General features: G+C 51.2%; 26 protein-coding genes. All 26 read left to right on the top strand.

Translation table 11 applies throughout. From position 1 onward, the window contains the following. The first annotated feature begins 32 nt into the window (after nt 1-32). Complete coding sequence (gene rpsA / locus ACAN56_RS03535) at nt 33-1337, top strand: 30S ribosomal protein S1 (RefSeq protein ID WP_076109867.1); 1305 nt, start codon at nt 33-35, stop codon at nt 1335-1337. A 171-nt stretch (nt 1338-1508) separates the two neighbouring features. Further along, the gene (gene der, locus ACAN56_RS03530) at nt 1509-2834 is read left to right on the top strand and encodes a ribosome biogenesis GTPase Der (protein ID WP_342436238.1); all 1326 of its coding nucleotides are present in this window, start codon (nt 1509-1511) and stop codon (nt 2832-2834) included. A 12-nt stretch (nt 2835-2846) separates the two neighbouring features. Next, complete coding sequence (gene plsY, locus ACAN56_RS03525; protein ID WP_038594534.1) at nt 2847-3464, top strand: glycerol-3-phosphate 1-O-acyltransferase PlsY; 618 nt, start codon at nt 2847-2849, stop codon at nt 3462-3464. Continuing rightward, nucleotides 3457-4497: an NAD(P)H-dependent glycerol-3-phosphate dehydrogenase gene (locus tag ACAN56_RS03520; protein ID WP_379140504.1), complete on the top strand. Its 1041-nt coding sequence runs from the start codon at nt 3457-3459 to the stop codon at nt 4495-4497. The genes plsY and ACAN56_RS03520 overlap by 8 nt, the downstream gene beginning before the upstream one ends. 66 nt (nt 4498-4563) lie before the next feature. Further along, on the top strand, nt 4564-4839 hold the full coding sequence (locus ACAN56_RS03515) for a stage VI sporulation protein F (RefSeq protein ID WP_038594530.1): 276 nt from the start codon (nt 4564-4566) through the stop codon (nt 4837-4839). A gap of 161 nt (nt 4840-5000) precedes the next feature. After that, nucleotides 5001-5180, top strand: a complete 180-nt coding sequence (locus tag ACAN56_RS03510) for a DUF2768 family protein (protein WP_038594528.1) — start codon at nt 5001-5003, stop codon at nt 5178-5180. Between the two features lie 75 nt (nt 5181-5255). Further along, on the top strand, nt 5256-5873 hold the full coding sequence (locus tag ACAN56_RS03505) for a hypothetical protein (RefSeq protein WP_379140501.1): 618 nt from the start codon (nt 5256-5258) through the stop codon (nt 5871-5873). Nucleotides 5874-5900: 27 nt separating this feature from the next. Beyond that, nucleotides 5901-6269: a 2Fe-2S iron-sulfur cluster-binding protein gene (locus ACAN56_RS03500; RefSeq protein WP_342436235.1), complete on the top strand. Its 369-nt coding sequence runs from the start codon at nt 5901-5903 to the stop codon at nt 6267-6269. A 23-nt stretch (nt 6270-6292) separates the two neighbouring features. Next, nucleotides 6293-7072, top strand: a complete 780-nt coding sequence (locus ACAN56_RS03495) for a DUF3939 domain-containing protein (RefSeq protein WP_379140499.1) — start codon at nt 6293-6295, stop codon at nt 7070-7072. A 445-nt stretch (nt 7073-7517) separates the two neighbouring features. After that, on the top strand, nt 7518-8996 hold the full coding sequence (gene spoIVA / locus ACAN56_RS03490; RefSeq protein ID WP_038594524.1) for a stage IV sporulation protein A: 1479 nt from the start codon (nt 7518-7520) through the stop codon (nt 8994-8996). 376 nt (nt 8997-9372) lie between these two features. Continuing rightward, nucleotides 9373-9645, top strand: a complete 273-nt coding sequence (locus ACAN56_RS03485) for an HU family DNA-binding protein (protein ID WP_019909963.1) — start codon at nt 9373-9375, stop codon at nt 9643-9645. Between the two features lie 203 nt (nt 9646-9848). After that, on the top strand, nt 9849-10097 hold the full coding sequence (gene mtrB, locus ACAN56_RS03480) for a trp RNA-binding attenuation protein MtrB (protein WP_038594522.1): 249 nt from the start codon (nt 9849-9851) through the stop codon (nt 10095-10097). Nucleotides 10098-10204: 107 nt separating this feature from the next. Continuing rightward, nucleotides 10205-10744: a hypothetical protein gene (locus tag ACAN56_RS03475; protein ID WP_379140495.1), complete on the top strand. Its 540-nt coding sequence runs from the start codon at nt 10205-10207 to the stop codon at nt 10742-10744. A 114-nt stretch (nt 10745-10858) separates the two neighbouring features. Next, nucleotides 10859-11728, top strand: coding sequence for a heptaprenyl diphosphate synthase component 1 (locus ACAN56_RS03470; RefSeq protein ID WP_076109860.1), 870 nt, complete (start codon nt 10859-10861; stop codon nt 11726-11728). Between the two features lie 3 nt (nt 11729-11731). Next, nucleotides 11732-12484 carry a demethylmenaquinone methyltransferase gene (locus tag ACAN56_RS03465; protein WP_038594516.1) on the top strand — a complete coding sequence of 251 codons (753 nt, stop codon included), beginning with the start codon at nt 11732-11734 and terminating at the stop codon, nt 12482-12484. Beyond that, complete coding sequence (locus ACAN56_RS03460; protein ID WP_341094520.1) at nt 12477-13352, top strand: UbiA-like polyprenyltransferase; 876 nt, start codon at nt 12477-12479, stop codon at nt 13350-13352. The genes ACAN56_RS03465 and ACAN56_RS03460 overlap by 8 nt, the downstream gene beginning before the upstream one ends. Further along, nucleotides 13349-13951 carry a UbiX family flavin prenyltransferase gene (locus ACAN56_RS03455; protein WP_379140492.1) on the top strand — a complete coding sequence of 201 codons (603 nt, stop codon included), beginning with the start codon at nt 13349-13351 and terminating at the stop codon, nt 13949-13951. Before ACAN56_RS03460 ends, ACAN56_RS03455 begins: the two co-directional genes overlap by 4 nt. 3 nt (nt 13952-13954) lie before the next feature. Further along, a complete protein-coding gene (locus ACAN56_RS03450; protein WP_379140490.1) occupies nt 13955-14815 on the top strand; it encodes a menaquinone biosynthetic enzyme MqnA/MqnD family protein in 861 nt (286 codons plus the stop codon). Then, the gene (locus tag ACAN56_RS03445; RefSeq protein ID WP_379140488.1) at nt 14812-15780 is read left to right on the top strand and encodes a polyprenyl synthetase family protein; all 969 of its coding nucleotides are present in this window, start codon (nt 14812-14814) and stop codon (nt 15778-15780) included. Before ACAN56_RS03450 ends, ACAN56_RS03445 begins: the two co-directional genes overlap by 4 nt. A 122-nt stretch (nt 15781-15902) precedes the next feature. Continuing rightward, nucleotides 15903-16346 (top strand): nucleoside-diphosphate kinase, encoded by a 444-nt coding sequence (gene ndk, locus ACAN56_RS03440; protein WP_076109858.1) that lies wholly within the window; start codon nt 15903-15905, stop codon nt 16344-16346. Between the two features lie 27 nt (nt 16347-16373). Next, nucleotides 16374-17174, top strand: a complete 801-nt coding sequence (locus ACAN56_RS03435) for a CheR family methyltransferase (RefSeq protein ID WP_038594503.1) — start codon at nt 16374-16376, stop codon at nt 17172-17174. Between the two features lie 98 nt (nt 17175-17272). After that, nucleotides 17273-17434: a hypothetical protein gene (locus ACAN56_RS03430; protein WP_179091700.1), complete on the top strand. Its 162-nt coding sequence runs from the start codon at nt 17273-17275 to the stop codon at nt 17432-17434. Nucleotides 17435-17633: 199 nt separating this feature from the next. Next, a complete protein-coding gene (gene aroC / locus ACAN56_RS03425; protein ID WP_038594501.1) occupies nt 17634-18803 on the top strand; it encodes a chorismate synthase in 1170 nt (389 codons plus the stop codon). A gap of 2 nt (nt 18804-18805) precedes the next feature. After that, complete coding sequence (aroB, locus tag ACAN56_RS03420; RefSeq protein WP_379140484.1) at nt 18806-19909, top strand: 3-dehydroquinate synthase; 1104 nt, start codon at nt 18806-18808, stop codon at nt 19907-19909. Next, nucleotides 19903-20274, top strand: coding sequence for a chorismate mutase (aroH, locus tag ACAN56_RS03415; protein WP_076109855.1), 372 nt, complete (start codon nt 19903-19905; stop codon nt 20272-20274). The genes aroB and aroH overlap by 7 nt, the downstream gene beginning before the upstream one ends. A gap of 342 nt (nt 20275-20616) precedes the next feature. Continuing rightward, nucleotides 20617-22170: an anthranilate synthase component I gene (trpE, locus tag ACAN56_RS03410; protein WP_341379140.1), complete on the top strand. Its 1554-nt coding sequence runs from the start codon at nt 20617-20619 to the stop codon at nt 22168-22170. Nucleotides 22171-22333: the final 163 nt, after the last annotated feature.

Below are 22333 nucleotides of genomic sequence, written 5' to 3'. Positions count from 1 at the left end.
AAATGGGGTTTTGAATCGAGGAGGGTAATCACATGTCTGAAGAAACTAGAAATCAGGAAGCTGCGGCTAATGTTGAGAACAACGAAGCCGTGGAAGCAACAGAAACAGTGGAATCCGCTGTAGGTAACGAAGAAGAAGTGACAAGCCAAGAAGGTTTGGAAATCATTTCGTTGAAAAAAGGCGATACCGTGAAAGGAACAATCGTCAAAATCGAAGATAACCAAGCTTATGTAAGCATTGGATATAAATACGACGGCGTTATTCCTATTCGCGAATTGTCTTCTGTACAACTGGACAACGCTGCAGCAGCAGTAGAAGTTGGACAAGAAGTGGAATGCAAAGTTGTCAGCATCAACGACAACAAGGAAAGCCTGGTTCTCTCCAAACGTGCAATTGACAGCGAGAAATCATGGGAAGATCTGGAGAAGTATTTTGCTTCCCAGGAAGCGTTCGATGTTACTGTGGCTGACGTTGTCAAAGGCGGCCTCGTAGCTGATGTCGGCGCGCGCGGATTTATTCCGGCTTCCATGGTTGAACGTCACTTTGTAGAAGATTTCAGCGACTACAAAGGCCGCACTCTACGCGTGAAAGTGAAAGAACTGGACCGTGAGAACAGCAAGGTTATTCTTTCCGCCAAAGAAGTGCTGGAAGAAGAATTCGAAGCCAACAAATTGAAGATTATGGCTGAGCTGTCCGAAGGACAAATCATCGAAGGTACTGTGCAACGTCTGACACAATTCGGCGCATTTGTTGATGTGGGCGGCGTTGACGGATTGGTTCACGTATCCGAAATCGCTTGGAACCATGTCGAAAAACCTTCCGATGTTGTTTCCGAAGGCGACAAGGTTCGCGTAAAAGTGCTTAAGGTTGATCCTGAAAAAGGCAAAATCAGCCTCAGCATCAAAGCTGCTGCTCCAGGTCCTTGGGATTCTGCAGCCGGTAAAATCAACATTGGCGATGTAGTTACAGGCGAAGTAAAACGCCTTGTAAACTTCGGCGCGTTTGTTGAACTGCTTCCAGGCGTGGAAGGCCTTGTGCATATCTCGCAAATCTCCCACAAGCACATCGGTACTCCGCATGAAGTGCTCAAAGAAGGACAAGAAGTACAAGTGAAAGTGCTTGACTTCAATCCATCCGAGAAACGCGTCAGCCTGAGCATCAAAGAAACCGAAGAAGCTCCGGCTCCTACAGCAAGACCGGAACGCAGCAACAGCAGAGACAGAGCTCCTAAAGAAGTGCTGAACAATCCTAACGTATCGCTCAGCAACGAAGGACTCAGCTTCACGCTTGCTGAACGCTTCGGCGACAAGCTGGACAAATTCAAGGGTAACAACTAATCCTTTAGATTGTCATACCGGGTAAAGTAATCGGCGAGCCCTCGATAAGAGGGTTCGCCGATTGTGTTTTTACAGGCATGTAAGTCCAAAAGGGGCAAGGTACAAGCTGGTTAGCCAATTTTATTGTTTTTTGCTATGATGAGTTACGTAAGGACGACAGGAGGAATGAATATGGCAAGACCCGTTGTGGCCATCGTAGGAAGGCCTAACGTCGGAAAATCGACGATATTTAACAGGCTGATTGGCGATAGACTGGCCATTGTAGAAGATAAACCGGGGATTACACGCGACCGGATTTATGGCGTTTCAGATTGGAACGGCAAATCCTTCAGTGTAATTGATACCGGAGGGATTGAAATTGATGGTGAAGACGCGATTCTGAAATCAATCCGTGTTCAGGCGGAGCTGGCGATTGAGGAAGCGGATGTCATCGTCTTTATGTGCGAGGCGAAAAGCGGACTGACCAATTCGGATGAAGAAGTGGCACAAATTCTTTTCCGTTCCGGCAAACCGGTCGTGCTTGCAATCAATAAAGTGGACAATATGAAGCGCACGGATGACATTTATGAATTTTACACCCTTGGAATCGGCGATCCTATCGGCATCTCCGGCAGCCATGGTACCGGAATCGGCGATTTGCTGGATGCGGTAACCGAGAAGCTTCCAGAGCCAACTGAAGAGGAATACGACGAAGATGTGATTCGTGTCGCCCTGATCGGCCGGCCGAATGTAGGTAAATCTTCTTTGGTCAACGCCATTTTGGGTGAAGAACGCGTAATTGTCAGCGATGTCGCAGGGACTACACGCGATGCCATTGATACTCCTTTTGAACGGGACGGGCAGCGCTATGTTCTGATCGATACTGCGGGTATGCGCAAACGCGGCAAAGTATATGAAACCACGGAAAAATACAGCGTGATGCGCGCAATGCGGGCCATTGAGCGGGCTGATGTTGTTCTGGTGGTAATCAACGGCGAAGAAGGCATTATCGATCAGGATAAGCATATTGCCGGTTATGCTCATGATGCCGGGAAAGCTTCGATCTTTGTGGTCAACAAATGGGATGCCGTCGAGAAGGATGACAAGACGATGCAGAACTTTGAGACCAAAATCCGTGATCACTTCCTGTTCATGAGCTACGCACCTGTAGTGTTCTTGTCCGCATTAACGAAACAGCGTCTGCAGAAGCTGCTGCCGGTGGTGCAGCATGTCGCCCAGCAGCATGCTCTGCGGATTACGACGCATTTGGTCAACGATGTGGTGTCCGATGCTGTGGCCATTAATCCTCCGCCAACGGATAAAGGACGGCGCCTGCGCATCAATTATGTCACTCAGGTTGCTGTCAAGCCGCCGACGATTGTGGTATTCGTCAATGACCCTTCGCTGATGCACTTCTCCTATGAACGATACCTGGAGAACAAAATCCGCGCGGCGTTCAATTTTGAAGGAACACCAATCCGTCTATTTACACGGCGCAAATCCGAAAACGAAGGTTAGGGGAGAAGAGTAGTGGCGTTTGAACTTCTGGTGATCGTTGTAAGCTATTTGCTTGGCTCTGTCAGCTTCAGTGTATTGCTCGCCCGGCTGCTCAAAGGTATTGATATCCGTCAATACGGAAGCGGCAATGCTGGAGCGACCAATACGCTGCGAGTGATGGGGAAAGGACCGGCAATACTGGTGCTGGTTCTGGACGTACTGAAGGGAATTGCCGCAGTTTGGCTCGGAACCTGGGCTGGCGGCTGGGGAACCTGGATCGCGGTGGCTTGCGGGGTCGCAGCCATCATCGGGCATAATTGGCCGCTCTACTTTCACTTTCGCGGCGGGAAGGGCATTGCGACTACAATTGGCGTAATGGCTACGCTTTGTTTTTGGCCTGCGCTGATTGCAGGGATCATTGCCATTCTGGCAATCGTTATTACCCGCTTTGTGTCGCTGGGCTCCCTGATTTTTGTCGCGCTTACCCCGGTATTCCTGCTGTTTACCGAATTTACAACACCTGAATTGTGGGGAAGCCTTATCATTGCAGTTTTCGCTTTCTGGCGGCACCGCAGCAATATTGTGAAGATCTCCCAGGGAAGAGAGAATAAAATCGGCGCTAAAGTCAAGGAGGGGAATCGCGTTGTCTGATAAAGTAACCGTGCTGGTCGCGGGCAGTTGGGGAACTGCGCTGGCTACTGTGCTGGCGGCTAACCACTCGGAGGTTTATCTATGGACACGCAGGTCCGGACAGGCTGCCGAGATTAATGAGGCTCACACGAATGACCATTTCTTGCCCGGGATTTCTTTGCCCGCTAATATCATTGCAACTACTGATATGGAGACAGCGGTCACCGGTTCCAAGGCGGTGGTTATTGTTGCCCCGTCCTCCGGAATGCGCCAGGTCGCCCGCAGCCTCAAACCTTTCTGGAAAGAAGATATGCTCTGTGTACATGCTACAAAGGGCTTTGAGACGGAATCCATGAAACGGATGTCCACCGTCATTTCCGAGGAGCTGGGCTGTGATGAAGGCCAGGTGGTCGTTTTGTCCGGACCTAGCCACGCCGAAGAGGTGGTGCGCCTGTGTCCTACAACGGTTGTGGTAGCATCACCGGACGACAGACGCGCTACAGAAGCACAAAGTTTATTTATCAACAATGATTTCCGTGTGTACACCAATCGAGATCAGGTAGGCGTTGAACTTGCCGGAGCACTGAAGAATATCATAGCGCTTGGGGCAGGTCTGTCTGACGGTCTGGGCTTTGGCGATAATGCCAAGGCGGCATTGCTCACCCGCGGTCTTGCCGAGATTTCCCGCGTCGGTGTCGAGCTGGGTGCCAATCCGCTGACCTTTGCTGGTCTGGCTGGACTCGGTGACCTTGTGGTAACAGCAACGAGCCAGCATAGCCGCAACTGGCGAGCAGGTTCGTTGCTTGGCCAAGGGAAACCGCTCTCTGAAGTGCTGGAGTCTATGGGCATGGTCGTTGAAGGGATACGCACCACGGAAGCCGCATACGCTATTTCGCTTAAGCTGGGCGTGCAGATGCCGATCACTGATCAGATCTATCATGTGCTGTTCAAAGGCAAAACGCCTCGCAGCGCCGTTGAGGCCCTGATGGGACGCGACCGCAAGACGGAGATGGAAACGATCTCGCAGGAAACTTGGGAGCAGTGGCATTCCTGATCACGTTCACCTTTTGACGGGGATCCTCATATGTTGTAATGGGGATTGACGGAGGAGGGATGAAAAGTGAGCAAAGATTTTTCCAAGGATGCATTGAACGCCATCAATAAAAAAGCGGGCAAAAACATCACACCAGGTGCCGTCCAAAAGCTGGCCAGTACGGTTAAACCGGGAACAATGCAGAATGAAGCCCAGCTCCGCCAGTTAATTAAGCAGGTGTCATCAATGGCGAAGGTACCGGTCAGCGAGGCTACGGTGCAGGATATCATCAACGCTGTCAAAAAAGGCGGCGCGAATTCGGGCACCATGGAGTCTTTAATGAAAATGATGCTAAAAAAATAGCATTACTCTTCGCGGAGCAAAGAGCAAATGATCCGGAATCAGTCCTGATTCTGTGATCTTTTGCTCTTTTTTTTGAGCCCTTAGACTTAGTAGGTTTCATGCCGTAGTCTTCATGATATAATAGTCGCAATCAAATATTGCCGGATGGAGGCGGTTTGTCCATGGATCCGATGACGAAAATGTGGTTGTCGCTAATAGCGATTCTGGTAATGGGATTGTCCGTATTTCTGATAACCTTTGCGCGCAGCAAGACAAAAGGCCTGCTGAGAGCTATATTATCAATAGTTGCTTTTGTCATTATGCTGATCGGGCTGTTGGGTGGAGCCGCTTCAATTATGTAAGCATTTACATTAAATTCAGGCAGAAGGTTCTTGGAAGAATCGCTGGACTTTTTTGCAGGAATAGGACGTGAGTAGATGGCAGATTCGGGAATTCCCTACATATTGGAAGCACTAGCCTCTATATGCGAGGTGTTAAGCCTGAGCTGGCTGGAGAAGCCGCCTGTATGGCTGCTGGGAGGAAGCTGCGGGCTTCTGCTGCACGGAGTGCAGCTGAGTGCCCCGCCGCGCGACATCGACCTCTACGCCGATCTGGAGGATGCCGAAGTACTTCATTCGGCTCTGAGCGGATATTCGGTGGACGGAGGTCCGGAAGAAGATTATAGCGGAGGCTGCTATTCGCTGCGCAGCCGCTACCGTATCGGAGCTGCGAGGGTAGAACTGGTATGCGGTTTTCAGATCGGCTCCGGCACGCGCCGGTATGCCGTGGATGTTCAGCAGCTTCTGCCGCATGCATTCATCCAGGATTTTAACGGTATCGGCTTAATGCGCCTCATGCCTGCGGCTCACGAGCTGGTGTTTAACCTGCTGCGGTGCAGGGTGGAGCGGTGCAGTGCTATTGCCAATTTTATGAAAGTCAATCTGGCTGGTCATTTACCACTGCTTCAGCAGCTAGTTCTGGAGAATGGACTGGATGAAGCCTTTGGGCTGCAGCTGGAGAAACTGCTCGGAGTGTCGACGTCGATACAGATTTAACAAGAAGCAAAGGAAGGAAGCTATGTCATGAAGCCACAAAAAGGATGGACTGTCACCTTCCAGCCTGAAGGACGAAAAACAGTAGTGCAGCACGGGGTAACCCTGCTAGAAGCTGCGCGCAAAGCGGGAGTGGTCCTGCCTACCCGCTGCGGCGGCAAAGCCGGTTGCCTGATGTGCAAGGTGACGGTCCCACAGGAAGAGGCTGCTGCCCTTCGGCCGCCGGGGGATGCCGAGCGGCGGAAGCTTGGCGGCTTGCTGGATTCAGGCGTCCGTCTGGCGTGCCAGGCAGCCGTCTGGAACGATTTGAGCGTCGAAGTTCCCGAGGACCCGCTCAAAGCCGCAGTGCGGCGCAGACTGGAAGCAGCGCGTCGTGGAGAAGAGGACGGGCTGTGGTAAGCTTGTGAAGTAACTTTCGGAGAATGCTGGAGCAGAAAGGGGCGGACGGAGTGCTTTTCACAGATGGGCTGAAGACATCCGGAATCAGAATGGGCTTGCTGCTGGGAATAAGCTTGCTGCTCTTTGTTCTCACGGGCTGTATGTACCGCGGAGAACAGAACCAGCCTGCGGGCAATTTCCGCGAGAGTGTCAAGCGGGTCCAGGCGGCAGTGGATGATTATCAGCAGGAGGAAGGTCTGCTGCCGATCCTGAATAGCGAGGAGTCTACTCCACGCTATGAGAAATTCGTAATTGATTTGGAGAAGCTGCGCCAAAAAGGATATTTGGATGAAATTCCGGCTGCTGCCTTTGAGAAGGGCGGCAGCGCCTATTTTCTTATCTTGGACGAAGAAAGTGATCCTACCGTAAAGCTGATGGATCTCGTTACCGTGCAGAAGGTAAATGATGTCTCCCGCCAGGTCAACCGCTACAAATCAGCGCATGGAGGCGCACTCCCGGCAGGGGAGGAACGGTATCCGGGCTTCTTCACCATTGATTCCAAAAAGGCGGGAACGGCGTCTATAACGCTGAAGAGCGTCTATTCCGGACAGCCGCTGGAGTTTATCATGGACAAGAACGGTGACGTGTATGTCGATTACAGCTTTGATATTATGTCTGCCATCGACAAGGAAGGCGCAACTCCTGCGGCCAATCAGGATCTGCGGATTGAGCTGGAGCAGGCTTCTTATTATGTACCGGTGAAATCTTTGCCGTATTTGTGGATTAATGGGCAGCCAGTTCCTCAGCCTCCGGACAGTCCATAGACCGTTTCCAGCCGACAGCAGTTCCAGAAGTTATTCTGGGGCTGTTTTTTTGTGTTTTCCGGTGCTTCTGCGGCAGCGGCCACATGAAAGGAGAGAGGTAGTTCTACTTGCTACTCCGCCCTCATATGATTGATGAGAAGACTTCCGGGCGTCGTGACGCCCTGCGGGGGTGCAGAACCTCATTTCGCAAATTACTATACAAATTGTGCAGCTGCGGGTCATAAATCCGTTCCGGATACATATGATGATACTAGTCCAAATGCATGTCCGAGCATTCGGAGTTTAGCGCGGGGCAAAAGTGTTCCGCCCTTAAGCAGCAGCTAGGCTTCGGGCGGACATACGAAAGTCCGGTGGATGTCCTGCAAGGGTCAGATTGCCGGCGGAACGCGAAGTCGATGCTCTTCAGGCATTTTTTCTTCGGAGTAATATGAGGAGGGGATCTCTTTTGGAAAAAGTGGATATTTTCAAGGACATTGCCGAGCGTACCGGCGGAGACATTTATCTTGGCGTCGTCGGCGCGGTTCGCACGGGGAAATCGACGTTCATCAAACGCTTCATGGAGACGATTGTCTTGCCGAACATCACCAGCGAGGCAGATCGGGTAAGGGCAGTGGATGAACTTCCGCAAAGTGCAGCGGGCAAAACCATTATGACAACTGAGCCGAAATTTGTACCGAACAACGCGGTGCAGATCAAGGTTGCGGAAGGGCTGGAAGTGAATGTCCGGCTGGTCGACTGTGTAGGATATGCTGTGGAGGGTGCAAAAGGGTATGAGGATGAGAACGGCCCTCGCATGATCTCCACTCCTTGGTTTGAGGAACCAATTCCTTTCCAGGAAGCGGCGGAAATTGGCACACGTAAGGTGATTCAGGAGCATTCCACGCTGGGTGTAGTTGTGACTACAGACGGCACGATTGCTGAAATCCCGCGGAACTCTTATATTGATTCCGAAGAGCGGGTCATTGCGGAGCTGAAGGAAGTAGGCAAGCCGTTTGTGCTTGTGATCAACTCCACCCGGCCGCGCAGTGAAGAGGCACAGCAGCTGCGCAGTGAGCTGGCTCTTAAATATGATATTCCAGTTATGACGCTTAGTGCTGCGAATATGACGGAAGACGATGTGACCGGTGTGCTGCGCGAAGTGCTGTACGAATTCCCGGTCCATGAGGTCAATGTGAACCTGCCTAGCTGGGTGATGGTGCTGGGCGAAAATCACTGGCTGCGCAGCAGCTATGAGAATTCCGTCCGCGATACCGTGAAAGACATCCGCCGCCTGCGTGATGTTGACCGGCTGGTCTCCCAGTTTACGGAATATGATTTCATCGATAAAGCAGGGCTTAGCGGAATGAACATGGGCCAAGGTGTGGCCGAGATTGACCTGTATGCGCCGGAAGAACTGTATGATCAGGTTCTGATGGAAGTGGTAGGGGTTGAAATCCGCGGAAAAGATCATCTGCTGCAGCTGATGCAGGACTTCTCCCATGCCAAACGCGAGTATGACCGCTTCTCCGAAGCACTGGAAATGGTCAAAACAACCGGCTACGGGATAGCCGCTCCTTCACTCGCGGAAATGGCTCTCGATGAGCCGGAGCTGATCCGCCAGGGCTCGCGTTTCGGGGTTCGCCTGAAGGCGACAGCACCTTCGATTCATATGATCCGCGTGGATGTGGAATCGGAGTTCTCGCCGATCATCGGCACGGAGAAACAGAGCGAAGAGCTGGTGCGCTATCTGATGCAGGACTTTGAGAATGACCCGATCAAGATTTGGGAGTCGGACATTTTTGGCCGCTCGCTGCATTCGATTGTGCGCGAAGGGATTCAGGGAAAAATTGCCATGATGCCGGATAATGCCCGCTACAAGCTGCAGGAAACACTTGGACGGATCATCAACGAGGGTTCAGGCGGCCTGATCGCCATCATTTTGTAAGGCATACTTCATAACAAAAAGAGAGCAGGGATTTCCGGCTCTCTTTTTGTTATGCCGGAGTGGGGGCAGATGACATCCGATGAATTCCCCTCTGCACTCTTTTTATACGGAAATGCTTCTCTACTTTATGGTTAATAGGAATTTCTGCCATTAATAGTCTCTCATTTTCGGCCTTATTGAGGGTTTAGTAGATACTTTCTGCTCCTTTTTTGAGGAACGCCTTGAAATTATGGATGGGCTGTATTACTATAAGTTTGTTGCGCTTCTAGGAAGAAGGGCGCCAGTATCTAGCAATAAACGGGATTATCACGTATATTTTGCGTTGAAACGGAAACAGTGTATGATACCGGAAATTTACCCAGGGAGGTGAGAAGACATGAATAAATCAGATTTGATCAACGTAGTAACAGAAGCAACTGAACTTCCCAAGAAAGATGCTACTAAAGCGGTAGATGCCGTTTTCGAAGCGATCACAGGTGCTCTGCAAAGCGGCGATAAAGTACAACTGGTTGGATTCGGAAACTTTGAAGTGCGCGAACGTTCCGCACGTAAAGGCCGCAACCCGCAAACTGGTGAAGAAATCGAAATTCCTTCAAGCAAAGTACCGGCATTCAAACCCGGTAAGGCGCTGAAAGACGGAATCAAATAGAGATTTCTACATATCGATCCTATAGTCTTCCGAGTTACAACTATGCCGCCCTCCAAGGCGGCATTTGTTTTTGCAATCTTTATCCGCAATTGCGTAGAGAAAGCGTATACTCACACAAAATTAAGCGAACGCTTCCGAAGCCAGTTTTGTACGAAGAAATTTCTAGGAAGTAAATGCTCACAAAACTTTTAGGAGGATCAAAAATGACCGAGAAGAATAATGGCGTTAGCCCTGCACCGTCAGGCAGCGAGTACATCGTGGTGAAGGCCAAAGAGAACGGCGTTCAGGTAATCGGGCTTACCAGAGGACTGGATACGCGCTTTCACCACACGGAGAAGCTGGACAAAGGCGAGGTGCTGATCGCTCAATTCACCGATCATACCTCAGCTATGAAAATCCGCGGCAAGGCGGAAATATGGAGCAAACACGGACAACTGGAGAGCGAAAGCTGAAAAGCAGGCATAGCCTGCTTTTTTTCAAAATATAACTAAGTATAGGCAAGTCTGCAGGATCGTATAAACGCACGGCAAGGCGGAAATTATGGATAAGGGGGCAGGTCATGAACCGGGGCTGGCTAATCGGAACTGTATTGCTCGTGACCACGGCTTCTGCCGTAATTCTGCCGCAGCTGGCGGAACTCGAACCTTCCTTGCAGAGGCAGCAGGGAGTAGTGGAAACCTTCAGCGGTGCAAATACGATTCTCGATAATGATAATCTTGTAGATATACTGAACGGAATCCCCTTTACCCTGTCCATCGATAGCGTAGACTTTGATCAGAGCGTCTTGTCACTGGATCTGAAGGTAACCGGCAATAACCACGAGCCCAAGGAACTATATCAGAATATGGCTCAGGCGATCTCCTTTGCTTTCCAAGACACGGAGAATGTCGATCAGCTGCTCCTGCGCATCGTTGCCGAGGACAAATGGCTGGACACCCGCCGACTTTTGCTTGCCGGGGATATCAGACGCATGGAGTGGTCGCTTCAACTGCAGCAGAAGCTGGAGGCGTCCGGGAATGATCCGCTGCCAGATGCGCTCAAGAAAGGCTTCCGTATTCGTGAAAGCGAGCTGTGGAAAAGACAGTTCATTTATCCCTGATGTGGGTAAATGAAACTAGAACGCCCTAGAGTGCGTGACAAAAAAACATGTGATATAATAGACAAGATTGTGAACAAAGATAATGTCATAACGTCAATGGCTTCGGAGGCTGAAATGAAACCGTACCGCATACCACAACTTGCTAAACCTTACACCGACTACGATATGATTCAGCGGCATACGGAATTACCGCCGTTTTCCGATGGGCGTGGTCATTTGTTATATATTTTTCTGAATCACGGCACCCCGGACGGTGCGCAAAACGGTGAGCTGTATACTCTGGTAACAGCACTTGTGCAGCTAGGCCTTGATACGCATGAGAACATCGATATATCCCTTGAAGAACCGGGGGGAGACCAGATGCGTTCCCGTCAGCTCAAGGTGCTGGCCGGCGATTACTTCAGCAGCTGGTTTTACCATTTGCTTGCGAAACGTGAACAGATCGAGATGGTGGGCATCTTAAGTACGGCCATTGCCGACTTTAACGTGATGAAAGCCCATCTTTACGGCAAAATGAAGGGGATGCTGCTCTCCGCTGAACAATACCTGCGGCACACGGTACAGCTCAATATGCGGCTGTTCCTTTCTTTTACACCGATGATTGAGGAGTCGCTCACACAGTTGTGGGAGAAGCTGCTGGCTGAATTCAGCCACTGCGAGACCTTATGTCTGGAACTGCGGCGGTCTGGTAATCCGGCAAGTGCCCGGGAAGGCTATTGTTACTGGAAGGTGATGGAATTAGCCACAGAAGAAGAGCGGCAGCTGCTGGATGAGCAGAATCTCGATCTGAAGGATTGGAAGAAGCTCAAGCTGAAATATAAATGCGATTCCCTGCTGACCGACAAGCTGCATGGGTCGCTCCAGTCCATACAGGGACTGCTGAAAGACATTAAGGACGAGCACCTGATCAGCGAGCTTAGCTCCGCGCTTGACCACTTTCTCCTGCAGACGAAAATTTCCGGACAAGCGGCCGTGGAGGGGTAGAGAATGACTATAGAGAAAACATCAGCTTTGGGGGACCAGGGCGTCAAACCAAAGGAACAATTTGTACACTCCGTATTTGAGAGCATAGCCGGCAAATATGACCTGATGAATGATATTCTAAGCTTCCGCCGCCATAAAGCGTGGCGAAAGTTCACGATGCGCAAGATGGGCATGAAGCGCGGCGATTCCGCTGTAGACTTGTGCTGCGGTACCTGTGACTGGAGTATTGCCTTGGCTGATGCCAGCCAGACCGGAAGTGTTATCGGGCTTGATTTCAGTGCAGGCATGCTGGAGGTAGGCCGCCGCAAGGTGGAAGAGCGCAAACTGCAGGACCGCATTTCACTGGTCCAGGGCAATGCGATGGACCTGCCTTTCGGTGACAACAGCTTTGATTATGCGACGATAGGCTTCGGACTTCGCAATGTGCCTGATCTCGTTCAAGTGTTGAACGAAATGAAGCGTGTAGTGAAGCCGGGAGGAATGGTTGTCTGCCTCGAGCTTTCCAAGCCGATGAAACAGCCGTTCAAAGGCATTTATTATTTTTATTTTCAGCGTGTACTTCCGCTCCTTGGGAAACTGTTTGCCAAAAGATACGAGCAATATAAATGGCTTCCCGAATCATTGGCCCTATTTCCGGACAGAGAGCAGCTTGCGGTGATTTTCCGTGAAACCGGTCTTGAGCAAGTGGAATCCTATCCCTTGACCGGCGGCATCGCAGCATTACATATTGGGCTCAAGGAGAACTGTAATGTTTAAAAAAGTCGGCGTTTTTCTGCAAATGATCAAGTTTGAACATACTGTTTTTGCATTACCCTTCGCATTTATGGGCGCATTGCTCGGTTCAGTTGTCATGTTCGGCACACTCCCTTCCTGGGCCCAGATCGGCTGGGTTGTTATTGCCATGTTTGGCGCCCGCAGCGCGGCCATGGGCCTGAACCGGCTGATTGACCGGATCAGCGACGCCAAGAATCCGCGGACCGCAGGAAGAGCGATTCCCGCAGGGCTGCTGAAGGTTGGAGAAGTAATAATCTTTATTGGGATCTCATTCTTTTTACTATTCTGGGCTGCTTTCAAGCTTAATCCCTTGTCGGCGAAACTGCTGCCGATTGCTGTTTTTCTCCTTGTTTTTTATTCCTTCACGAAGCGATTCACATGGGCCTGCCATCTGATACTCGGGCTAACCATCGCCTTGGCTCCGCTTGGGGGCTGGGTTGCCGTCACGGGCACTGTGGACTGGACAGCCATGATCTTTTATTTCACGATTGTGTTTTGGACTGCGGGTTTTGATATTATCTATTCCTGTCAGGATGTTGAATTTGATACGAAGGAAGGCCTTTACTCCATTCCAGTCCGCTTTGGTGTTCCGCGGGCGCTGGACATTGCGAAGGTGTTTCACTTTCTTACGGGCATCGGATTCGTTTCGCTCCTTTTTATCACCGATTTAAGCTGGTGGTATGTAGCAGGGATGCTGATTGCTTACATCATTCTTTTTTATGAGCATCACATTGTGTCTCCAAGTGACTTAAGCCGCTTGCAGACTGCGTTCTTTACCATGAACGGGGTGCTGAGCATCGTGGTGTTCTCATTTACTTTGATTGACCTGGTGGTGCAGTTTTACAAATGACAGAGCAGAAGCCTGAAAATTTCGTTGTAGGAATTACCGGAGCGAGCGGAGGTATTTACGGCGTTCGTCTGACGGAAACCCTGCTTTCATTGGGGTATACGGTCCATCTCGTTGTGAGCAATGCGGGCTGGCGTGTTTTTAAAGAGGAGCTTGGCTTTGCCGCCTCCGACCGGGAAGGCTTTCTGAACGAAAAGTTCAGCGGCTATCCCGGTTCTCTGCTTTATCATAAAGTACAGGACATCGGGGCATCGATCGCCAGCGGCTCCTTCCGCACGGAAGGGATGATTATTATGCCTTGCTCCATGGGTACACTGTCTGCTGTGGCGCATGGCAGCTCCGATAATTTGATGACAAGGGCTGCCGATGTCATGCTGAAGGAAGGGCGCCCCTTGGTCCTCGTCCCCCGGGAGACACCGCTGCATGCCATTCACCTGGAAAATATGCTGAAGCTGTCCCGGCTGGGCGTCAAGCTGATCCCGGCAATGCCGGCCTTTTATTTTGGCCCGGTCAGCATGGATGATCTGATTAACTTTATGGTGGGCAAGGTGCTGGACAGCTTTAACATTGAGCACACTTTATTTCGCAGATGGGGGGAATGAGGGATGGTCAATTCGCAGCATACCGTTATCGGTAAAATCAGCTATACCAACTCATGGCCGGTATTTCACAATTTTCACCCCTCTTCGTTAAGTTATCCTGCAGAGATGGTGAGTGAAGTGCCTGCCATTCTTAATCAGGGCATGGCTGAGGGCACCATCCACGTAGGTGCATTGTCTTCCTTTGCCTATGCAGCAGCCAGTGACCGTCTGCTGCTGCTTCCGGATCTATCCGTCAGTTCGGAGGGACCGGTCAAATCAATTCTGCTGTTCTCTCGGATGCCTGTTCAGCAGCTTGGAAACGCCAGGATTGCCGTAACTAATACCTCCGCAACATCGGTGAATCTGCTGAAGATTCTGATGGAGAAGGCCGTTCATGGCAAACCGGAATATATCAGTGCAGAGCCTGATCTGGATCACATGATGGATCAGGCGGACGCCTGTCTCTTAATCGGCGACAATGCGATCAGAGCCTCGTGGCAGAATCAGGGCTACATCGTTACTGATCTGGGTGAACTGTGGAATGAGTGGACTGGACTCAGCATGACCTATGCCGTCTGGGCGGTAAACCGGGAGGCAGCGAACAGTAAGCCTAAAGCGATTGCCGAGATTGCCGAGGCCTTTACGGAAAGTAAAAGACGCGGAATCCGCGAACTCGCGCCAGTTATTCGGGAGGCGTGTTTGGCTATCGGCGGAACGGCTGCTTACTGGGAAGGATATTTCCGTAATTTATGTTATGACTTTGGGGAAAGGCAGCAGGAAGGTCTGAACCTCTATTTCCGCTACGCCTATGAAATGGGCCTGCTGCCGCAGGAAGTGAAGATGGAGCTTTGGAGCCACAATCTGCTGACACGGGTGAAAGAATGAAACGAATGCAAATATTCGGTTTGCTGAACAAGGATATGGATCTGATCGAAAAAGAGCTGTACCGCAGCGTTCAAGGCGATGATGGTCTGCTGACAGAGACTTCCCTGCATCTGCTGAAGGCGGGCGGCAAACGTCTGCGTCCAGTATTCGTGCTGATGGGCGGCAAGTTTGGCCAATATGATCTGGAGAAGCTGAAGCGTGTAGCTATCCCGCTTGAGCTCATACATAGTGCTTCGCTCGTTCACGATGATGTGATCGACGATGCAGAGCTGCGGCGTGGAGAGCTTACTGTCAAAGCGAAGTGGGGCGACAAGATCGCCATGTACACCGGGGACTATATTTATGCGAAAGCGCTCGTTATGACTTCGGAGCTGAAAAATCCCCGCATCCACCAAATCCTCTCCAAGGCGATGGTGGAAATGTCCATCGGAGAAATGGAGCAGATCCGTGATTTCTTCAACAGCGAGCAGAGTGTGCGCCACTATTTGCGGCGGATCCGCCCCAAGACAGCCTTGCTCATCGCGATCAGCTGCCAGCTGGGCGCGCTGGCCGCTGATGCGGAGCCGGAGACAGCCCGGCTGCTCTATAATTACGGATACAACGTCGGTATGGCGTTTCAGATCCGTGATGATCTGCTCGATCTTTCCGGAACGGAGAAGCAAATCGGCAAACCTCCGGGCAGCGATATGCGCCAGGGAAACATTACACTTCCCGTGATCTACAGCCTTGAGGACGACCGGCTTCGCGATTCGCTGCTGGAGGAGCTGAAGCTTATCCGTGAAGGGCAGCGCAGTGTGGGCCGGGCCATTGATCTGATCCTGTCAGGAGAAGGTATTGCCCGCGCAGAGGAGTTGGCTTCACGCTATATAGCCAAAGCACTGGCGGCGCTGGATGAGCTTCCAAACAACAAAACAAAGCGCAATCTGCGGGATATTGCATTTTTTGTAACAGGCAGAGCCTATTAGACTTCGCTCCTCTTTGAAATATAAGCGTTCACAGATGACCGGGTTTCTGATAATATCAGAAAATATACCACTTGAATTCGCAGCGATGTACTAACCTATTCATAAAAATGGAGAGTGACTCTATGGAAAAAACGTATCTGATGATCAAGCCGGACGGAGTACAACGCGGATTGATCGGGCGTATTGTCGCCCGCCTGGAGGACAAAGGATTTAAGCTGATTGCCGCGAAGCTGATTACTGTCACAGAAGCACAGGCCAAGAAGCACTACGCAGAACACGAAGGTAAAGATTTCTTTCCTGAACTTGTGGGCTTTATCACCTCCGGTCCTGTGTTTGCCATGGTGTGGGAAGGCGATGATGTAGTGGCGCTGTCCCGTCTGCTGATAGGGAAGACCAAGGTAGGCGAAGCGTTGCCGGGTACAATCCGCGGCGATTTTGCCAGCCATACACCGCTTAACCTTATTCATGGATCGGATTCACCGGAAAGCGCTGAACGTGAAATTGCCAATTTCTTTGCTCCGAATGAACTGGCTCACTACAACAAAGACATCCAGGCATGGATGTAACAACAGGCGGGAGGCAGAAGAAGTCATATGGCAGAACGTGAACAGATTGAAGCAGCAGATCCGGATTACACCGGGTTTATCCATAACGTCAAGCAAAGTACCGGAATCGATCTCGCCCAGTACAAGGAAGCACAGATGAAACGGCGTTTAACTACGCTGCGGATGAAGAACGGCTATCATTCATTTCAAGATTTTTATGCCGCAATGATGAAGGACAAGGCTTTATTTTATGAATTTCTGGACCGGATGACGATTAATGTCTCGGAGTTCTGGCGCAATCCGAACCGCTGGGAAGTACTGCGGGATGTCATTCTGCCTGATTTGCAGCGCTCGGGACGCCGGTTGAAGCTATGGAGTGCCGCCTGCTCCACCGGGGAAGAGCCATATACGCTGGCGATGATTTTATCCGACAAAAATCTTCTTTCCCAGACCGGTATTCTGGCTACTGACATCGATGATGGCGCTCTGGCCAAAGCAAAGCAGGGCCTCTACTTGGAACGATCCTTAAAGGACGTGCCAAAAGATGTAGCCGCCCGTTATTTCGCGCCGGAGGGACCGGTGTTCAAGGTCAGCGAGTCACTCAAAAAAAGTATTGATTTCCGCAAGCAGAACCTGCTGCTTGATAAGTTTGACGAAGGGTTTGACCTGATCATTTGCCGGAATGTGATGATCTATTTCACAGAAGAGGCTAAGAATAAGCTCTATCATAAGTTCTCGGACAGTCTGCGCCCGGGCGGATATTTGTTCGTGGGCAGTACGGAGCAAATCTTTACACCTGCGCAGTATGGCTTTGAATCGACGGAAACGTTCTTCTACCGGAAGAAATAGTGCTGCACCGCCCGATCTGGTAAACGTATACTTTCGCTTCTTTTCAGTGATACTGAATAGTAGATACCCGTACGCTATGCGAAAGGTCGTAAATCCAGATGGACAAAAGCAAGGTCATTGCCGCGTACAGACGCGGCTTTCTTACCGTCCGCGAATGCGGGCAGATTCTCGGCATTGAGGAGCTGCAGCTGCAAAGCCTGCTGCAGCTTGAGGAGAGCAAGACGACATTGCCTCCGTCAAACCGGAGGATCGGGGGCTGATCAGAGGCTCTTGACCCCGGATGCTCAGCAGCGCCGCTTTTACTCGGAAGAGTATGGCGGCGCTGTTCTTTTATGGATGCGGGGCACCTGATTAGAGGCCATCCCTTTCTTGTCAAAGCGGATTCCCTATACTATAATGAGCAAAGACATTTATGATTTTAGCGGTTTACAGTTTAAAAGTGTGAAGGGGGAACGCAGCATGAGTTTACGCTATTTAACAGCGGGGGAAACGCACGGCCCCCAGCTTACAGCAATTATTGAGGGACTGCCCAGCAATTTGACACTTAATTTCGAAGAGCTCAATTTTCAATTGCAGCGGCGCCAGAAGGGCTACGGCCGTGGCCGCCGGATGCAAATCGAGAAAGATACCGCACAGATTGTCGGCGGTGTACGCCATGGTTCTACGACAGGAGCTCCTGTAGCGCTGGTGGTAGAGAACAAAGACTGGACACACTGGAAGAACATTATGAATATCGAACCGATTCCCGGCAGCGACGAAGAGAAGCGGCGGGTGAACCGGCCGCGTCCAGGGCATGCGGATTTGAACGGCGGACTGAAATATAATCTTACCGACCTGCGGAATGTGCTGGAACGCTCCAGCGCCCGTGAAACGGCAGCAAGAGTAGCCGTAGGCGCTGTGGCCCGGCAGCTGCTGGCCGCTTTCGGAGTGAAGATTGCCGGACAGGTTATCCGGATCGGCGAGATTGAAGCACCGGCCAACAATCTTCCGATTGATGAACTGATCGAGCTGACCGAAGCCTCCTCTGTGAGAGTTGTTGATAAAGAGACCGAACAGAAGATGGAAGCTTACATAGACAAGATCAAGGAGGAAGGCGACTCCATCGGTGGAATTGTGGAATGCGTCGTTGAAGGATTGCCTACCGGTCTTGGAAGCTATGTGCAATACGACCGTAAGCTGGATGCAGCTATCGCCGGAGCGGTAATGTCGATCAATGCCTTCAAGGGTGTTGAAATCGGTATTGGTTTCGAGGCAGGTGAACTGCGCGGCTCACAGGTCCATGATGAAATTATGTATGAAGCCTCACGAGGTTACTACCGGGCAAGCAACCGGCTGGGCGGCTTTGAGGGTGGCATGACGAACGGAATGCCGGTTGTTGTCCGCGGAGTGATGAAGCCGATACCTACACTTTACAAACCGCTGCAAAGCGTTGATATTGATACCAAAGAGCCTTTCACCGCGCAGGTGGAGCGTTCGGATGCCTGCGCTGTTCCGGCAGCTTGTGTTGTGCTGGAGAATGTCGTGGCTTGGGAGATCGCGAAGGCATTCCTGGATAAATTCGGCGGTGATTCCCTGGAAGAAATCAGAGCCAACTATAATAATTACTTGTCCCAACTGGAGAGCTACTGATTATGCGCAGTATTACTGTAGAATTGGGAGAACGTTCTTATCCGATCCATATCGGCAGCGGTTTGCTTCAGGGTATCGGTGAACGCTGCCAGGAAGCCGGATTTCCACTGCGCAGTCCGCTGCTGGTTGTTAGTGACAGTGAAGTTGCCCCACATTTTCTGGCCACGGTGGAAAGCTCCTTGCAGGCACAGGGATATACGGTCGTAAGCCATATTATCCCTGCCGGGGAGGCTTCCAAATCTCTGGCCGTATATGAAGAGGTTATCACAACGGCCATTCAGGCTGGTCTGGACCGCAGCTCGGCGGTACTGGCACTCGGTGGCGGTGTGGTCGGTGATCTGGCGGGTTTTGTGGCCGCTTCTTATATGCGCGGTATCGGCTTCCTGCAGATTCCGACAACCATCCTTGCCCATGACAGCAGTGTCGGAGGGAAGGTGGCAGTCAATCATCCGCTAGCCAAAAATATGATCGGCGCCTTCTATCAGCCGTCTATGGTGCTGTATGATCTGGACACGCTCCGCACGCTTCCGCCGCGCCAGATTTCTTCAGGGCTGGCCGAGGTTATAAAACACGGCCTGATTCTGGACAGGGATTTTGCCTACTGGTGCCGTGATCATGCGGCAGAGCTGCTTGAGTTGAACGTAGAAGCGCTTGGTTATGCGCTCGAGCGGGGCTGTGCGATCAAAGCTGCCGTAATCGGCAATGATGAGCGTGAGCATGGACAGCGGGCCATACTGAACCTCGGGCATACCATTGGGCATGCGATCGAGGCAGTGGGGGGTTACGGTGTATTCCTGCACGGGGAAGCGATTGCCATCGGAATGGCCGGATCGGCGCTTTTAGCGGCCAAACTGGGCAAAGATAAGTCCATTTATGAAGACACGGTATCTATGCTGTCGGCGCTCGCCTTGCCGGTAAGACTGCCGGCGCAATATGGTGAGGACGAACTGATGGCGGCGATGATGCATGATAAGAAATTCAAAGAAGGCAAAATGACCTTTATCGTGCCAGATTCCATAGGTTCGGTCAGTATTGTCAATGATGTGCAGCAATTATCTGTTCGTGAGGTTATAGCGCAGCTTAAGAAGGAGGAAAGCCCATGGTAAACCGGGGGATACGCGGTGCAACAACCGTAACGAAAAACGAGGAAAATGAGATCCTGCGTGAAACGGTTGTACTGTTGCGGGAAATCGTCGAACGCAATGACGTGATTGCAGAGGATATTTGCAGCGTATGGATTACGATGACTGCTGATCTGGATGCTACCTTCCCGGCAAGGGCAATCCGTGAGATTGAAGGCTGGGAGATGGTACCGCTCATGTGTTCCGTCGAGATCCCGGTCAAGGGCAGCCTGCCACAGTGCATCCGCCTCATGGTACAGGTCAACACCGATAAATCGCAGCGGGATATCCGCCATGTGTATCTGAACGAAGCCCAGAAGCTTCGCCCGGATCTATCACAGAGCAAGTAATAATTTGCAGATGCGGGGTTGTCAATGACCTGCATCATCATGTATAGTGGAGTTAGCCGAGTGAAGCAGAGTTTAGTTTAGATGAGATGAGTATAGCTGAGTTGAGTGCAGGATTTAGTTCGTATAGGCAATCCATTTATTTGTGATTCCCTTCTGGGATTAATTTGGTGTAGAGTTTCACAGCGCTACCCGTCTATTCCCACATAGGAGATATCCGCATATATGGATCATAATGCCGGTCCTGAGCGCTTTTTCACATACTTACACTTATACAAACCTCTACTTCGGTAGAGGTTTTTCTGTATTTCGGACATAATATCAGATCCCAAGGAGGTATTTCAAATGACGAACCCAAGAGTCGAAGAAGTAGTGGCGTTGTCCCGGGAGTATAACTTAATTCCGGTCGTAAAGCGGCTGCTTGCCGACATGGAGACGCCGATCCGGCTGTTCCAGCGTTTTGCCGAACAGGATCGTGCATTTTTGCTGGAAAGTGTAGAGGGCGGTATTCAATGGGCCCGTTATTCCTTTATCGGCAGTGATCCGTTCCTCATGATCTCCGGCAAAAAAGGCATCATTCACGTTGAAGTCGGCGGAGAGAAAAAACGGCTCTTGGGCAAGCCGGTCGAGGAGCTTAAAGCGCTGCTCCGCTCTTACCGCAGCCCGAAGCTGGAAGAAATGCCTCCCTTTACAGGCGGAGCCATCGGATTCTTCGGCTATGATCTGCTGCAGTATTACGAGAAGCTGTCGGCACATGCCGTTGATGATCTGAATATGGACGACATCCGCTTTATGTTCTGCGACCGGATTATTGTCTTTGATCATGTGAAGCAGCAAATCCTGCTTGTCGGCAATCTGCACATCAAGGACGGAGATACGGACTCGGACATCCGCGCAGGCTATGAAGAGCTTAGCCGCAAGCTGGAGGTTATGGCCGAAGAGCTGCAGAAGGAAGGACCGAAGGAAAATGTCAACCGGCGCAGTATACCGCAGGATATCGAGCTGGGCCAGATCCACTCTAACCTGACGAAGGAACAATATATCGGCAATGTGGAGCAGGCCAAGGAGTACATCCGGGCCGGGGATATTTTTCAGGTGGTGCTGTCCCAGCGGCTGCACATAGAAACGGAAGTATCGCCACTCCATGTGTACCGGATGCTGCGCACATTGAACCCTTCGCCATATATGTATTATCTGAAGATGGATGAAGAGATCATTGTCGGCACTTCTCCCGAAGCGCTGGTGAAGGTAGACGGTGACCGGGTCAAGACCCGCCCGATTGCCGGAACCCGTCCGAGAGGCGAGAATGAAGCACAGGACCGGGAGCTGGCTGAGGAACTGCTGCATGATGAGAAGGAACGGGCAGAACATTTGATGCTGGTCGATCTGGGGCGCAATGATTTGGGCCGGGTCTCCAAGTTCGGCACCGTCAAATGCGATTCCTTCATGGAAATTGAAAAATACTCCCATGTGATGCACATGGTTTCGAACGTATCCGGAACGCTTGACGAGAACAAGGATTTCTTCGACGCTTTCCTGTCCTGCCTTCCTGCCGGCACCGTTTCCGGTGCACCGAAGCTGCGGGCTATGGAGATTATCTCGGAGCTGGAACGCGAAGCAAGAGGCGCGTATGCCGGAGCCATCGGTTATCTCGGATTTTCCGGAAATATGGATTCCTGCATTACGATCCGCACCATTATCTTCCGCAAGGGCCGGGCTTATGTGCAGGCCGGGGCGGGCATTGTCTGGGACTCTGTTCCAGAGAAGGAATATGAGGAGACCCTCAACAAGGCAAAAGGGATGCTGAAGGCGATCCGCATGGCGGAAGCGATGTTCCCGGCTGAAGTGAAAGAAAAGCAGGTAATCAACCAGGATTACATGTACGAATATACCCCTTAACCAGGGGATAGCAGAGATGAGCAGAGCAGAGAATGCTCCATAAAACTTTTAGCGTATGCTTCCGGTGTCAGTTTTGTTCGACGCGGGTTCAGGATGCATATGCTCACAAAACTTAAGCGAATGCTTACGAAGCGAGTTTTATTACGAAGATGAGCAGAGCAGA

It is taken from the genome of Paenibacillus paludis (genome assembly GCF_042610515.1).
Classification (GTDB): domain Bacteria; phylum Bacillota; class Bacilli; order Paenibacillales; family Paenibacillaceae; genus Paenibacillus_AQ.
This window is presented reverse-complemented; position numbering and strand designations above follow the sequence as displayed.

What these genes read in the sequence shown, in the direction of transcription:
- ACAN56_RS03510 (WP_038594528.1), top strand. Translation starts at nt 5,001, where the DNA reads ATGGATCCGATGACGAAAATGTGGTTGTCGCTAATAGCGATTCTGGTA.
- ACAN56_RS03465 (WP_038594516.1), top strand. Translation starts at nt 11,732, where the DNA reads ATGACTATAGAGAAAACATCAGCTTTGGGGGACCAGGGCGTCAAACCA.
- ndk (WP_076109858.1), top strand. Translation starts at nt 15,903, where the DNA reads ATGGAAAAAACGTATCTGATGATCAAGCCGGACGGAGTACAACGCGGA.
- ACAN56_RS03485 (WP_019909963.1), top strand. Translation starts at nt 9,373, where the DNA reads ATGAATAAATCAGATTTGATCAACGTAGTAACAGAAGCAACTGAACTT.
- aroH (WP_076109855.1), top strand. Translation starts at nt 19,903, where the DNA reads ATGGTAAACCGGGGGATACGCGGTGCAACAACCGTAACGAAAAACGAG.
- ACAN56_RS03455 (WP_379140492.1), top strand. Translation starts at nt 13,349, where the DNA reads ATGACAGAGCAGAAGCCTGAAAATTTCGTTGTAGGAATTACCGGAGCG.
- aroB (WP_379140484.1), top strand. Translation starts at nt 18,806, where the DNA reads ATGCGCAGTATTACTGTAGAATTGGGAGAACGTTCTTATCCGATCCAT.
- ACAN56_RS03460 (WP_341094520.1), top strand. Translation starts at nt 12,477, where the DNA reads ATGTTTAAAAAAGTCGGCGTTTTTCTGCAAATGATCAAGTTTGAACAT.
- ACAN56_RS03495 (WP_379140499.1), top strand. Translation starts at nt 6,293, where the DNA reads ATGCTGGAGCAGAAAGGGGCGGACGGAGTGCTTTTCACAGATGGGCTG.
- der (WP_342436238.1), top strand. Translation starts at nt 1,509, where the DNA reads ATGGCAAGACCCGTTGTGGCCATCGTAGGAAGGCCTAACGTCGGAAAA.
- aroC (WP_038594501.1), top strand. Translation starts at nt 17,634, where the DNA reads ATGAGTTTACGCTATTTAACAGCGGGGGAAACGCACGGCCCCCAGCTT.
- ACAN56_RS03435 (WP_038594503.1), top strand. Translation starts at nt 16,374, where the DNA reads ATGGCAGAACGTGAACAGATTGAAGCAGCAGATCCGGATTACACCGGG.
- ACAN56_RS03450 (WP_379140490.1), top strand. Translation starts at nt 13,955, where the DNA reads ATGGTCAATTCGCAGCATACCGTTATCGGTAAAATCAGCTATACCAAC.
- ACAN56_RS03500 (WP_342436235.1), top strand. Translation starts at nt 5,901, where the DNA reads ATGAAGCCACAAAAAGGATGGACTGTCACCTTCCAGCCTGAAGGACGA.
- rpsA (WP_076109867.1), top strand. Translation starts at nt 33, where the DNA reads ATGTCTGAAGAAACTAGAAATCAGGAAGCTGCGGCTAATGTTGAGAAC.
- ACAN56_RS03505 (WP_379140501.1), top strand. Translation starts at nt 5,256, where the DNA reads ATGGCAGATTCGGGAATTCCCTACATATTGGAAGCACTAGCCTCTATA.
- ACAN56_RS03430 (WP_179091700.1), top strand. Translation starts at nt 17,273, where the DNA reads ATGGACAAAAGCAAGGTCATTGCCGCGTACAGACGCGGCTTTCTTACC.
- ACAN56_RS03445 (WP_379140488.1), top strand. Translation starts at nt 14,812, where the DNA reads ATGAAACGAATGCAAATATTCGGTTTGCTGAACAAGGATATGGATCTG.
- ACAN56_RS03475 (WP_379140495.1), top strand. Translation starts at nt 10,205, where the DNA reads ATGAACCGGGGCTGGCTAATCGGAACTGTATTGCTCGTGACCACGGCT.
- ACAN56_RS03470 (WP_076109860.1), top strand. Translation starts at nt 10,859, where the DNA reads ATGAAACCGTACCGCATACCACAACTTGCTAAACCTTACACCGACTAC.
- trpE (WP_341379140.1), top strand. Translation starts at nt 20,617, where the DNA reads ATGACGAACCCAAGAGTCGAAGAAGTAGTGGCGTTGTCCCGGGAGTAT.
- mtrB (WP_038594522.1), top strand. Translation starts at nt 9,849, where the DNA reads ATGACCGAGAAGAATAATGGCGTTAGCCCTGCACCGTCAGGCAGCGAG.